At 31.8% G+C, this 12,589-nt stretch carries 16 protein-coding genes; 11 read left to right on the plus strand and 5 right to left on the minus strand.

Annotated elements, in window-relative coordinates:
• Nucleotides 1-76: 76 nt before the first annotated feature.
• From N7277_RS08610 to N7277_RS08650, 9 genes are all read left to right on the plus strand, one after another.
• A complete protein-coding gene (locus N7277_RS08610) occupies nucleotides 77-1,156 on the plus strand; it encodes a chorismate mutase (RefSeq protein WP_274779158.1) in 1,080 nt (359 codons plus the stop codon).
• A 72-nt stretch (nucleotides 1,157-1,228) separates the two neighbouring features.
• Nucleotides 1,229-2,155 (plus strand): ribosome small subunit-dependent GTPase A, encoded by a 927-nt coding sequence (gene rsgA / locus N7277_RS08615; protein ID WP_274779159.1) that lies wholly within the window; start codon nucleotides 1,229-1,231, stop codon nucleotides 2,153-2,155.
• Nucleotides 2,156-2,158: 3 nt separating this feature from the next.
• Nucleotides 2,159-2,803 carry an alpha/beta fold hydrolase gene (locus N7277_RS08620; protein ID WP_274779160.1) on the plus strand — a complete coding sequence of 215 codons (645 nt, stop codon included), beginning with the start codon at nucleotides 2,159-2,161 and terminating at the stop codon, nucleotides 2,801-2,803.
• Nucleotides 2,804-2,880: 77 nt separating this feature from the next.
• A complete protein-coding gene (locus tag N7277_RS08625) occupies nucleotides 2,881-3,807 on the plus strand; it encodes a mevalonate kinase family protein (RefSeq protein WP_274779161.1) in 927 nt (308 codons plus the stop codon).
• Between the two features lie 70 nt (nucleotides 3,808-3,877).
• Nucleotides 3,878-4,771, plus strand: coding sequence for a UbiA family prenyltransferase (locus N7277_RS08630; protein WP_274779162.1), 894 nt, complete (start codon nucleotides 3,878-3,880; stop codon nucleotides 4,769-4,771).
• Nucleotides 4,772-4,849: 78 nt separating this feature from the next.
• On the plus strand, nucleotides 4,850-5,842 hold the full coding sequence (locus tag N7277_RS08635) for a pseudouridine synthase (protein WP_274779163.1): 993 nt from the start codon (nucleotides 4,850-4,852) through the stop codon (nucleotides 5,840-5,842).
• Nucleotides 5,843-6,005: 163 nt separating this feature from the next.
• The gene (gene ytxJ / locus N7277_RS08640) at nucleotides 6,006-6,392 is read left to right on the plus strand and encodes a bacillithiol system redox-active protein YtxJ (protein ID WP_274779164.1); all 387 of its coding nucleotides are present in this window, start codon (nucleotides 6,006-6,008) and stop codon (nucleotides 6,390-6,392) included.
• 11 nt (nucleotides 6,393-6,403) lie between these two features.
• On the plus strand, nucleotides 6,404-6,982 hold the full coding sequence (locus tag N7277_RS08645) for a Crp/Fnr family transcriptional regulator (RefSeq protein ID WP_274779165.1): 579 nt from the start codon (nucleotides 6,404-6,406) through the stop codon (nucleotides 6,980-6,982).
• 29 nt (nucleotides 6,983-7,011) lie between these two features.
• The gene (locus N7277_RS08650; protein WP_274779166.1) at nucleotides 7,012-7,275 is read left to right on the plus strand and encodes a GNAT family N-acetyltransferase; all 264 of its coding nucleotides are present in this window, start codon (nucleotides 7,012-7,014) and stop codon (nucleotides 7,273-7,275) included.
• Nucleotides 7,276-7,315: 40 nt separating this feature from the next.
• Here the strand turns inward: N7277_RS08650 and N7277_RS08655 are convergent, their stop codons facing one another.
• The 3 genes from N7277_RS08655 to N7277_RS08665 form a co-directional block, all read right to left on the minus strand.
• The gene (locus tag N7277_RS08655) at nucleotides 7,316-7,972 is read right to left on the minus strand and encodes a 3-oxoacid CoA-transferase subunit B (protein ID WP_274779167.1); all 657 of its coding nucleotides are present in this window, start codon (nucleotides 7,970-7,972) and stop codon (nucleotides 7,316-7,318) included.
• A gap of 2 nt (nucleotides 7,973-7,974) precedes the next feature.
• Nucleotides 7,975-8,679, minus strand: a complete 705-nt coding sequence (locus N7277_RS08660) for a CoA transferase subunit A (RefSeq protein WP_274779168.1) — start codon at nucleotides 8,677-8,679, stop codon at nucleotides 7,975-7,977.
• Nucleotides 8,680-8,782: 103 nt separating this feature from the next.
• Complete coding sequence (locus N7277_RS08665) at nucleotides 8,783-9,859, minus strand: M42 family metallopeptidase (RefSeq protein WP_274779169.1); 1,077 nt, start codon at nucleotides 9,857-9,859, stop codon at nucleotides 8,783-8,785.
• A gap of 55 nt (nucleotides 9,860-9,914) precedes the next feature.
• Between N7277_RS08665 and N7277_RS08670 the strand changes: the two genes are divergently transcribed.
• Nucleotides 9,915-10,625, plus strand: coding sequence for a DUF4294 domain-containing protein (locus tag N7277_RS08670; protein ID WP_274779170.1), 711 nt, complete (start codon nucleotides 9,915-9,917; stop codon nucleotides 10,623-10,625).
• A 1-nt stretch (nucleotide 10,626) separates the two neighbouring features.
• Nucleotides 10,627-11,418: a S1/P1 nuclease gene (locus N7277_RS08675; RefSeq protein ID WP_274779171.1), complete on the plus strand. Its 792-nt coding sequence runs from the start codon at nucleotides 10,627-10,629 to the stop codon at nucleotides 11,416-11,418.
• Here N7277_RS08675 and N7277_RS08680 read toward each other — a convergent pair.
• Together N7277_RS08680 and mnmD are read right to left on the minus strand one after the other, a co-directional pair.
• Nucleotides 11,410-11,826, minus strand: coding sequence for an NUDIX hydrolase (locus tag N7277_RS08680; protein ID WP_274779172.1), 417 nt, complete (start codon nucleotides 11,824-11,826; stop codon nucleotides 11,410-11,412). The two genes, N7277_RS08675 and N7277_RS08680, sit on opposite strands and share 9 nt — an antisense overlap.
• A gap of 26 nt (nucleotides 11,827-11,852) precedes the next feature.
• Nucleotides 11,853-12,542, minus strand: a complete 690-nt coding sequence (gene mnmD, locus N7277_RS08685) for a tRNA (5-methylaminomethyl-2-thiouridine)(34)-methyltransferase MnmD (RefSeq protein WP_274779173.1) — start codon at nucleotides 12,540-12,542, stop codon at nucleotides 11,853-11,855.
• Nucleotides 12,543-12,589 lie beyond the last annotated feature (47 nt).

The raw sequence follows: 12,589 nt of genomic DNA on the forward strand, positions 1-12,589 counted from the left end.
TATTTCAAAAAAAACATAATTGAACACGCTTTTTGCGTGTTCTGTATTTTATAAAAAGTTGTAAGAATCACGGAGTATGAATTTAAAAGATTTACAAAACGATTGGATTAATGAGTTCCCAAAACCATTAATTATAGCAGGACCATGCAGTGCAGAATCAGAAGCACAGATGATGGAAACTGCCCAAAGATTGAAAGAAAGTGGTGCAGAAGTTCCCGTTTTTAGAGCAGGAATTTGGAAACCAAGAACCAAACCAAATGGTTTTGAAGGAGTAGGAGTTATTGGTCTTAATTGGCTTAAAAAAGTAAAAGACGAATTTGGTTTTAAAACAGCAACTGAAGTTGCCAATGCGCATCACGTTTATGCAGCGTTAGAAGCAGATGTAGATATTCTTTGGATTGGTGCACGTTCTACCGTAAATCCTTTTACAGTTCAAGAAATTGCCGTTGCATTAAAGGGAACCAATAAACCCGTTTTGGTAAAAAATCCGGTAAACCCAGATTTAGCACTTTGGATTGGCGCTTTAGAAAGACTTTTAGGTCAAGATGTTAAAAATCTAGGGGTAATTCACAGAGGGTTTTCATCTTATCAAAAAACAAAATATAGAAATTTACCCAATTGGCAAATCGCATTAGATTTTAAACACCAGTTTCCAAATATCCCAATGTTTGTAGACCCTTCTCATATTTGTGGTAGAAGAGATTTACTTTCAGATGTTACTCAGGAAGCATTTAACGTAGGTTACGAAGGAGCGATGATAGAATCTCACTGCAACCCAGATGCAGCTTGGAGTGATGCAGCTCAACAAATTACGCCAGAAGTTTTAGCAGATATGTTAGGAAATCTACAAATTAGAAACTCTGATATTTCTGGATTTGATGAAGAAATGGGTAAACACAGAGCTTTAATTTCTGATATCGATTTCCAATTAATAGAATTATTGTCAAACAGGATGAAAATTTCTGAAAAAATTGGAGCGTTAAAGAAAGAGAATAATATCGCAATCTTCCAGCCAGACCGTTGGAAAGTCATTGCAGAATATGCCTCTGCAAGAGCCGAAGAATCTGGAATGGATAAAGATTTTATAGAGAAAGTTTTCAAAGCGATTCACGAAGAATCCATTGAAGTTCAAAACAATATCATGATTGATAAATAACAAGAAAACACGCTGAAAAGCGTGTTTTTTTATTGTGAGAAGATTTCGTAAATTGCACAAAAGAAATTCGTTTTGAAAGGACTCATCACAAAATCTACAGGAAGTTGGTATCAAGTTTTAGATTTGGAAACTCAACAAGTTTTCGAAGCGAGAATTCGTGGGAAATTTAAACTAATAAAAACCAGACTCACCAATCCTTTGGCTGTGGGTGATTTTGTAGAATTTCAACTTGAGCAAGATGATATTGCATGGATTACAAAAATAGAACCTCGCAAAAATTATCTCATCAGAAAATCTGTAAATTTATCTAAAGAAGCTCACATTATTGCGAGTAATTTAGATTTAGCTTGTATTATTTTTACCTTGCAATCTCCAGAAACATCTTTAGGATTTTTAGACCGATTCTTGGCGTGTTGCGAAGCGTATAATATCCCCGTTCTAATTCTTTTTAACAAAATAGACTTGCTCAATTTTGAAGAAGTAGAATTGGTTGAGGAATTACAAGCCATGTACGAAAATTTAGGTTATCAAACATTGCAAGTTTCTTCTGCTGAAAAACTCAATTTAGAAAAACTTCAAGAAATTTTAAAAGATAAAACTTGCGTTTTCTTTGGTCATTCTGGAGCTGGAAAATCTACTTTGGCAAATGCACTTCAACCTGATTTGAATTTGAAAACCAACGAAATTTCTGAAACGCATAATAAAGGAAAGCATACTACTACTTTTGCTCAAATGCATTTTTGGCATTTTGGTGGTGCTGTAATAGATACACCTGGTGTTCGTGAATTTGCAATGATAGACGTAGAAAAAGAAGAAATTCAACATTATTTCCCGGAAATTTTTGAAAAAGGGAGAGCTTGTAAATTCCATAATTGTAAACATATTAACGAGCCAAAATGCGCCGTTTTAGAAGCGTTAGAGACTGGCGAAATTTTGGAAAGCAGATATATCACTTATCTTAAATTAATGGAAGAAGCTGAGGAGCAAAATCAGTTATAAAATTTGATAAATACAATCTACATAATCAGTGGACTTGGAGCTGACAAAAGAATGTTCCAGAATTTTACTTTTGAAGGTTTTGAAGTTGTTCATATTGATTGGATTTTGCCACTAGAAAATGAAACTTTGCAAAGCTACGCTCTAAGAATTTCTGAGAATATAAAAGATGAAAATGCGATTTTAATCGGTCTTTCTTTTGGAGGAATACTTTCTGTAGAAATTTCAAAAATTAAAAAATTCAAGAAAATTTTTCTTTTATCTTCTGCTAAAACAAAGTTTGAAATCCCATTCTACTATAGATTGATAGGCAAATTAAATATTCTTAAAATACTTCCAAATTCAATTTTGAAAAGAGTGAATTCTTTAACTTATTTAGTTTTTGGAGCTAAAACTAATGATGAAAAGTCTTTGTTGAAAGATATTGTAAGAAATACTGATGAGAGATTTTTGAAATGGGCTTTACATCAAATAATGAACTGGAAAAATGAAGATTATTCCGAAAATATTATTCATATTCAAGGAGATAGTGATTTAATTTTACCCCATATTTTTGTCAAGTATGATTATCTACTCAAAGGTGGAACTCATTTTATGACATTGAATCAATCAAAAGAAATAGAGACAATTATCATAGAAAATTTGTTATAGATTTTATTGATAATCAGTATCTTTACATAGAAAAAGAATTTTTATTATCTTTGCAACACCAAACATAGAATAGATTAATGACCAACCCATTATTTTACGCTAAAATATTACTTTTCGGAGAGTACGGAATCATAGAAGATTCTCAAGGATTAACCTTACCGTACAGTTTCTACAAAGGCACGCTTAAATTCTCTGAAAATCAATCTGATTTCGAGAAAAAATCAAACGAATCTCTATCTAAATACGCTCAATATTTATCTGAATTAAATCTTCCAGAGGCTTTTAAAATAAATGTAGAAGCCTTCAAAAAAGATATAGAAAAAGGATTGTTTTTTGATTCTAATATTCCGCAAGGTTATGGCGTAGGAAGTTCTGGAGCTTTGGTGGCTGCTATTTTCGAAAAATATTCTTTCAAAAAATACAGTCCCGAAAATATTTCTAAAACTCAACTGAAAGATTTGAAAAAAGTTTTCGGAGAATTAGAGTCTTATTTTCACGGTAAATCTTCTGGAATTGACCCATTGATTTGCTACATGAACCTTCCGATTTTAATTGAAAATAAAGAAAGTGTAGACAAGGTTTCTATCCCTAAAGAAGAAGCTGGGAAAGGCGCTATTTTCTTAATAGATTCTGGTTCTGTTGGCGAAACTGGACCTATGGTTCAAATTTTCTTTGAAAAATTGAAAAATGAAGGTTTCAGAAAAACTTTGAAAGAAGAATTCATTAAGTACAATAATGCTTGTATCGATACTTTCTTGAACAAAGAAATGACTCCGTTTTTCAAACATTTGAAAGACCTTTCTAAATGGGCTTATGTTCATTTTAAACCGATGATTCCTACCAATCTTTACAACGCTTGGAAAAAAGGTCTTGATACCAATGCTTATTACTTAAAACTCTGCGGAAGTGGAGGCGGTGGTTATATTCTTGGTTTCGCTAAAGATTATGAAAAAGCTGATAAAATGCTAGAAGGCTTCAACAAAGAAGTGATTTATAGATTTTAAGATTTTTGTAAAGAAGTCTGAAATTTTCAAATTTTTTCTCTGAAATCTGACATCTAAAATCTCAAATCTAATGAGTAACAATCCCATTCTTCATCGTTTATCTCAATTGGTGAGTTTGCTTTTAGGAGCGAGGATTTTTGTATTGGCATTGTTCACTTTCGCATTATATGTTTCTACTTTTTTCCTTTTTAACCAAGAAGAAAGTCTTAGAAAATTTGTTTTCGATTATAAAGTACACGGAATTATTTTCTGTGCCATGCTTAGTATTGCGGCAGGCGGAATTATTAATCGGTTTTATGACAAAGAAAAAGACGAAGTAGAAAAGCCATTTAGAAGCAGATTACAAAGTTTCTTAAAAGAAAAATATTTCTTGTATAGCTATGTTATTTTGAATGTTTTTTCTTTGGGAATATCAGCGATGCTTTCTTGGAGAATTTTTATTTTTTTCTTGATTTATCAATTTATTATTTGGTTTTACAGTCATAAATTGAGTAAAGTACTCATTATTAATAATCTCACTTTTGTGAGTTTAACCCTGTATCCTTTTTTTGGATTATTAGTTTATTATAAGCATTTTTCGTACAAATTATTTTTAATGGCAGCTTTCTTATTTTTAATTATGCTGACTATAGATTTGATTAAAGATGTCTTGACGAGTAATGTAGATAGAGTTTTTGGATACAATACAATTGCAAATGTTTTTGGAAAAAAAGTAAGTTATATTACCATTGGAATGGTGATTTTTGCAAACGTTTTGGTTTCTATTCTGTTGCTTTTCTTTATTCCGAAAACCAATTATATGCTAGGGTACTTTTCATTGAGTATTATTTTCTTTGTCTTCTTGAGTTTTCCTATTCTTTCCTATCAAAAATCTAAATTATTCTGGGTAATCAATTTTTTTAGAATTTGGGTTTTTGTCGGTGTAATTTTTATGCTCTTGAATGGAATTTTTGAGAAATTTTAGAGATTCAAAATTCATCATCACTCTTCCAACAATCATCATCCGACAAAAATTCACTATCTTTGCAAAAATTTATTATTTATGAGCAGAGAAAGAAATTCAGGAAAAAGTAACAATAGAAATTCTGAGAGGAGACCTTCCTCACCTAAAAGCTCAAAACCTTCATTTGATAAACCAAAGAGAACAAGAGGAACTGACACCCCGAAAAGAGGTGGCGAGAAAACTTTTGATACTAGAGAAAAATATGTAAAAGGTGATTTGAAGTTAAGCAAAAAACCTTTTAAGAAATTTGAAAAAGACGAAGATAAAGCAAAATCTTTCGTTCAAAAGAGACGTTTAGAAAAACTCACGAAATCTGAGAACAAGGAAACGATTCGTTTAAATAAATATATTGCCAATTCAGGGATTTGTAGTAGAAGAGAAGCAGATGAATTGATTGCTCAAGGTTTGGTAGAAGTAAATGGTAAAGTAATCACAGAATTAGGTTACCAAGTACAGAAAACAGATAGAGTAGTTTTTGACGGACAAGGAATTACACCAGAAAAACCAGTGTATGTTTTACTTAACAAACCAAAAGGTTATATTTCTACAACTAAGGACGAAAAAATGCGTAAAACCGTAATGGATTTGGTTGCAAATGCTTCGCCTTATCGTTTATTTCCTGTTGGAAGACTAGACAGAAGTACTACTGGAGTTATTTTATTGACGAATGATGGCCACATGACAAAAAAATTGACGCACCCATCATTTAACATGAAAAAAATCTATCACGTAACGCTTGATAGAAAAATCTCTAAAGAAGATATGCAAGCTATTGCAGACGGAATTAGATTAGAGGAAGGTGTAGCAGAAGTAGATGCGATTTCTTACATCGATGGAAAACCTAAAAATGAAGTGGGAATAGAAATCCACATTGGGTGGAATAGAGTGGTTCGTAGAATTTTCCAGAAAATGGGCTATGAAGTAGAAGCGCTAGACAGAGTAATGTTTGCAGGTCTTACCAAGAAAAATGTAAAAAGAGGCTACTGGCGAATTCTTACAGATTTAGAAGTTAACAACTTGAAAATGTTATAGTAAAATAAAGAAATTGAAGAGCGTTTTATAACGCTCTTTTTTTATTTAAAATTTAAATTAAAATAATTGATTTAAAAAGTTCTAATTCTTCGGGAAAATGACGAAATTTGAATGAGGATTTTAGAGAATAAAATCTTAATCATCATTTATAACAATTTAATGTATGAGTATTTTTAATAATTTATTTGGCGGGAATTCTAATGTTTCTTCTTTGAAGGATTTTTGGAATGAAATTCAGTCTGAAGAAGATTTAGAAGCTATAGTAGAAGCGTCAAAAAAAGAGAAAATTGTGATTTTTAAGCATTCTACTAGATGTATTATTAGTAAAACGGTTCTTAGAAATTTTGAAAAACAAATTGAAAAACAAACAATTGACTTACCGAAATTTTATTATTTGGATTTATTGAATCATCGAGATATTTCTAATGAAATTGCCCATAAATTTTCTGTAGCTCATCAGAGTCCACAAATTGTCGTCATAGAAAATGGCCATGCTATTCATAATGCCTCACATGATAATATTAATCTAAGTACCATCTTAACATTATAAAAACTAAACAGTTGGAAAATTTTCAATTTCAAATTTCTAAATTATTTGATGCTCCTATAGAAGTTGTGCAATTTTGTAGTGAGAAAATCAAAGTAAAAAAAGTAAATAAAGGCGATTTTTTCTTGCAGCCAGGCGAAGTATGTAATGATACATTTTTTGTGAATAAAGGCTTGCTAAGAATGTATAGCATTGACAAAAACGGGAAAGAACATATCCTGCATTTTGCTCCAGAAAACTGGATTTTAGTAGACCGAAGTAGTCTTTATCTTAATCAGCCTTCAGATTATTATATAGATGCTGTAGAGCCTTCAGAAGTTTTAGTGCTTTCGCCAGAATATTTTGATTTTTTGGCGGAAAAACAACCTTCTATAATTTCTAAACAAAATGTTCTTTTACATAAGCATGTAAGCAGTCTACAAAAAAGAATTACGCAATTATTAGGTGCGACAGCAGAAGAAAGATATGTGGATTTTTTGAAGACTTATCCTAATATTTTCGAAAGGGTTCCGCAGTGGATGGTTGCATCTTATTTAGGAATTACTCCAGAAAGTTTGAGCCGAGTAAGAAAAGAATTGGTGCGAAGGAAATAATTTTTTATATTTATATAAAATATGCACAAATGGAAATTAATAAATTGGTCAAGGGTTTTGAAGCCTCTGAAAATGGTCAAAAAATTGGACATGTTGAGTTTTATATAGTTAATGGTATAATGAAAATTACCCATACCGAAGTAGATAAAAATCATACTGGAAAAGGAATAGGCATAGAATTGGTAAATACAGCCGTAGAATATGCAAGGCATAAAAATTTAAAAATAAAACCACTTTGTTCATATGCTTCACATGTGCTAAAAAAAGATGATTACTCAGATATTCTAGAATAAAAAAAGGAACTTCAATTGAAGTTCCTTTAGTTTTTTACTTTTAGAAAACCATTTCAGGTACATTGTCATCAATGATTAATTTTCCAGCAGTTGCTTTTTTAATATCTTCTACAGAAACTCCAGGAGCTCTTTCTAAGCAATGAAATGCGCCATCTTTAACTTCATAAACGCCTAATTCTGTTACGATTTTTTTAATACATTTCACTCCAGTTAAAGGCAAAGTACATTCTGGTAGAAGTTTGCTTTCGCCATGCTTGTTCACTTGTTGCATTGCTACGATAATATTTTTCGCCGAAGCAACTAAATCCATTGCACCGCCCATTCCTTTTACCATTTTTCCAGGGATTTTCCAATTGGCAATATCTCCATTTTGTGAAACTTCCATTGCGCCAAGAATTGTTAAATCTACTTTTTGAGCTCTAATCATCCCAAAACTTGTAGCACCATCAAAAATAGATGCACCTTTTAGTAAAGTAACGGTTTGTTTTCCTGCATTAATGAGGTCTGCATCTTCTTCACCTTCATAGGGAAAAGGTCCCATTCCCAGAATTCCGTTTTCAGATTGTAACACTACATTAAAACCTTCAGGAATGTAATTCGCTACCAATGTAGGAATACCAATTCCTAAATTTACATACGTGTTGTTTTTTATTTCTCTTGCAATTCTCATTGCAATTTGTTCTTTTGTTAAAGCCATGATTAATAATTTTTTGGTCTTACAGTTCTCTGTTCAATACGCTTTTCATAATTTTCGCCTTGGAAAATTCTATGAACATAAATTCCTGGAGTGTGAATTTGGTCTGGATCTAGTTCTCCAGCTTCTACCAATTCTTCAACTTCTGCTATGGTAATTTTACCAGCCATTGCCATCATTGGATTAAAATTTCTAGCGGTAGAACGATAAATGAGATTTCCTGCAGTATCACCTTTCCAAGCTTTTACAATCGCGAAATCTGCATCAAAAGCATATTCTAACAAATAATCTTTTCCATTAAAATTTCTCACTTCTTTTCCTTCTGCAACTTCTGTTCCTACACCAGCTGGAGTGAAAATAGCTGGCATTCCGTAACCTGCAGCCATACAGCGAGTTGCCAAAGTTCCTTGAGGAATCAACTCAACTTCTAATTCTCCAGAAAGTAATTGACGCTCAAATTCAGCGTTTTCGCCCACGTAAGAAGAAATCATTTTCTTAATTTGCTTTTTTTGCAGCAATAAGCCCAACCCGAAATCATCTACACCTGCGTTATTAGAAATACAAGTAAGGTTTTTAACTCCCTTTTTTACGAGTTCGGCGATAGAATTTTCAGGAATTCCGCATAAACCGAAGCCACCGAGCATAATGGTAGCGCCATCTTGAATATCAGCACAAGCTTCTGTTACGTTTTTTACTGTTTTATTAATCATTAGATTTTTCGTTTGCTCTAAAATACAAAATTTTTGAAATCTAAAATAAAAAACGCTTCCAAGTTCTAATCCCTTGAAAGCGTGATATTATCATGAATTTTGGTTAAAAATATTTTAAACTCATGTTTGGTTTTATTTGAAGTAATGTTTCATAAATGAGTTTAATAACATTGGCCACATCTTCTTTTGATACCATTTCTACGGTAGTGTGCATATATCTTAATGGTAGAGAAATCAGTGCTGAAGGAACACCTCCGTTAGAAAATGCAAAAGAATCTGTATCAGTTCCTGTTGCTCTGCTTAAAGCGTTTCTCTGGAAAGGAATTTTCTTTTTCTTAGCGGTATCAGTTATCAAATCTCTGATGATGTGATGAACAGATGGTGCATAAGCAATTACTGGTCCGTCTCCACATTTCATGTGACCTTCTTTTTTCTTCTCGATATGTGGAGTAGTGGTGTCATGTGTCACGTCTGTAACGATTGCGATATTTGGCTTTATAGTTTGTGCAATCATCGTTGCTCCATATAAACCAACTTCTTCTTGTACAGAATTGGTAATATACAACCCGAAAGGTAATTTCTTTTTGTTTTCTTTTAAAAGTCTAGCTACTTCTGCAATCATAAATCCGCCCATTCTGTTGTCTAGCGCCCTACAAACGAAATAACGGTCGTTGAGTTCAAAAAATTCATCGGGATAAGTAATCATGCAGCCAACATAAATTCCCAGTTTTTCTACTTCTTCCTTAGATATACAACCACAATCGATGAAAATATTTTCAATTTTTGGAACAGGTTCATGAGGATTTGCGCTTCTTGTATGAATCGCTGGCCAACCGAAAACTCCCTTTACAATGCCTTTTTCTCCGTGGATGTGTACTGTTTTAGAAGGAGCAATCATTTGGTCTGAACCTCCGTTTCTAATTACGTAAATCATTCCATCATCAGAAATGTAATTTACGTACCAAGAAATTTCGTCTGCATGAGCTTCTATCACTACTTTGAACTCCGCTTCTGGATTGATGATTCCGTAACAAGTTCCATAATGGTCTACTCTTATTTCATCTACATAAGGCTTAATATAATCTGCCCAAATTTTCTGTCCGTTCTGCTCAAAACCTGTTGGTGAAGCAGTATTTAAATATTTTTCTAAAAATTTTAAAGATTTATTTTCAAATTTCATATAAAGGAACGATTTTTGTGATACTTAAAATTAAATTTTAATTCAGGTAAAAATAATGAAATTTCAGAACATTTTCACCATATTTCTTTTGTTGTTTAGCTTATCTTTTCAGGCTCAGCAAGATACTATAAAAATAGAATTGAAGGCACTAAAAGATATTCCGAAAGAAAAACTTCAAAAAGATGAATTCGGGAATATTTTTTATTACGACGAAAGACAAAAAGCTAGAATTTACGAGATAAACGGAGAAAAAGTAGTGGTGATGGATGAGTTACTTCTCATGCAAAGACCACATTTTAATAATCAACTTGACCGTAATTTCTATTATTTCCTCAATAAAAAATTGAATAGAGTTTATCCTTACTTTATTACAGCACTCGAGCAATATAGAGATATTCAAGACGAACTTTCTAAAATTGATGATGACAGAAGAAAATCATACATTAGAAAAAGACAAGAAGAGCTCGCGAATCAATATGAAACCCAATTAAGGGATTTGACGACAACAGAAGGAAGAATTTTCGCTAAATTAATGCACCGAGCTACTGGAAAAACAGTATACGAAATTATTAAAGAATTGCGAGGAGGATGGAGTGCTTTTTGGTGGAATGTAAAGGGAAATATTGCAGATGTAGATATTAAACAGCCTTACGATCCGTATTCAAATAGACAAGACGCTTTTGTAGAATCTCTTTTGTTTTCTAATTGGAATTTAGGATATTTGCAACCTTATGAAGGATACAGGGATTTTAAAATCAAAAAATAACATGAAATTTTTATTCAAACTATTATTTACGGTAAGTATTTTATATTCAGCAGAAGCTTACTCATGGGGAATTATTGGGCATAGAACCATCGCAGAAATTGCAGAAAATCATATTTCTAATAAATCAAAGCGAAAACTTAAAAAGATTATCGGAAAACAAAATCTAGCTTACGTTGCTAACTGGCCAGATTTCGTGAAATCTGATACGCTAAATACCTATAAAGAAACAGAAGTTTGGCATTATGTAAATGTAAAACCAAACCAGAATTTTTCTGAGTTCGAGAAATCTCTAAAAGAACTTAATACCCCAAATCTTTACAATCAAATTATTAAGCAAAAAGAAATTATCGCAAGCAAAAATTCATCAAAAGACGAAAAAATTGTAGCGCTTAAGTTTTTGGTTCATTTAATGGGAGATTTACACCAACCAATGCACGTGGGAAGAGCGGAAGATTTAGGTGGAAATTTAATCCAGTTAACTTTTAATAGAGATCAAACGAATTTACACAGTTTATGGGATACTAAATTGGTAGATTATCAAAGATATTCATATAAAGAGTTTGCTAAAGTGCTAGATTATAAATCTAAAGAGGAAATCCAAAAAATACAAAGCGGAACTCTTGAAAATTGGTTGTATGAAAGTTACACGAAAGCCAATAGAATCTACACGCAGACTAAACCAAATGGTGTATACAGTTATGATTATAATTATAAATTTTCAGGATTATTAGAAGAACAATTAATAACAGGCGGACTAAGACTGGCTAAAGTTTTAGACGAAATCTTACAATAATTTTTCTTTCAGTTTCTGAAAAACAATTTGATCAATAGGCAATTCTAATGGGTTTTCTTCATGTAAGGAAATCCATTTTATTTTTTCAATGCTTTCATCTAAAATCTGCAATTCATCTAGATTTAAAATATCTACTTTATAATATATAGTAAGCAATTGCTCGTTTTTTCTAAATCTAGAAACCAAAAAATCTTCTTGAGTGTAAAAATGTTCTACTATGTTAATTTTCAGGTTAAGTTCTTCTGCAAATTCTCTGTGAAGGCATTCTAAAGTTCCTTCGCCAAATTCTAAACCACCACCAGGTAATTTAATCAGTTTTTGTCCGGCATAACCTTCATCTAGAGCCATTATTTCTTGATTTTCATTAATGTAAATGGCATAAACTCTTATGTTAATTTTATCTATCATGTTTTGTTTAATTTAATTGGCTCTTTTTACTTATAACTTGGTTCTTTCAAAACGGCATTAATCATTTCGCGTTTTCCTTTTGGGCCTTCTAATTTAGTGACTTCGAAATTAAGTTCCTTCAGAATTCTTCTTACGCTTCCTTTTGAAGAGTAAGTAGTGAGTAGTCCACCTTCTTTCATTTTACTTTTTACGATTTCAAACAGTGGCTTTTCCCATAAATCAGGTTGAACTTTAGCACCGAAACAATCATAATACACTAGGTTAATTGCAGGTAAATTTATCTCTTTTATCTGAAAAAAGTCCAAATTATATTTAGTAAAAAAGAAATTTGGGAAAATTTCATGTGTTTTATTCCATTCTAATTCATGAAGTTTTTGATAAATTTCCTGCGAATTTTCAAACTTAAAATGCTCTGCATAGTTCAATTCTAAGATTTCTTCATCATTTACGGGATATTTTTCGAATGTGATATAGTGAAAAACATGATTTTTATCATTTTTCAAATATTCATTAATTGTGACTAAAGCATTAAGACCTGTACCAAAACCCATCTCTAAAATGTTGATTTCGTAATCATAAACGTTTTTTAATCCATTTTTTATAAATACATGTTCTGCTTCTTGTATGGCTCCGTTGTGAGAATGGTAGTGTTCATCTAAATCATTGATATACAATGTTTTACTTCCGTCTAGCGTAGTTTTTATTTCTCTTTTCAAAGTATTTTTTGTCAAAAATAAATTAAAATTTTGATATTTAAAAAATT

The organism is Cloacibacterium sp. TD35, assembly GCF_028864635.1.
Classification (GTDB): Bacteria; Bacteroidota; Bacteroidia; order Flavobacteriales; family Weeksellaceae; genus Cloacibacterium.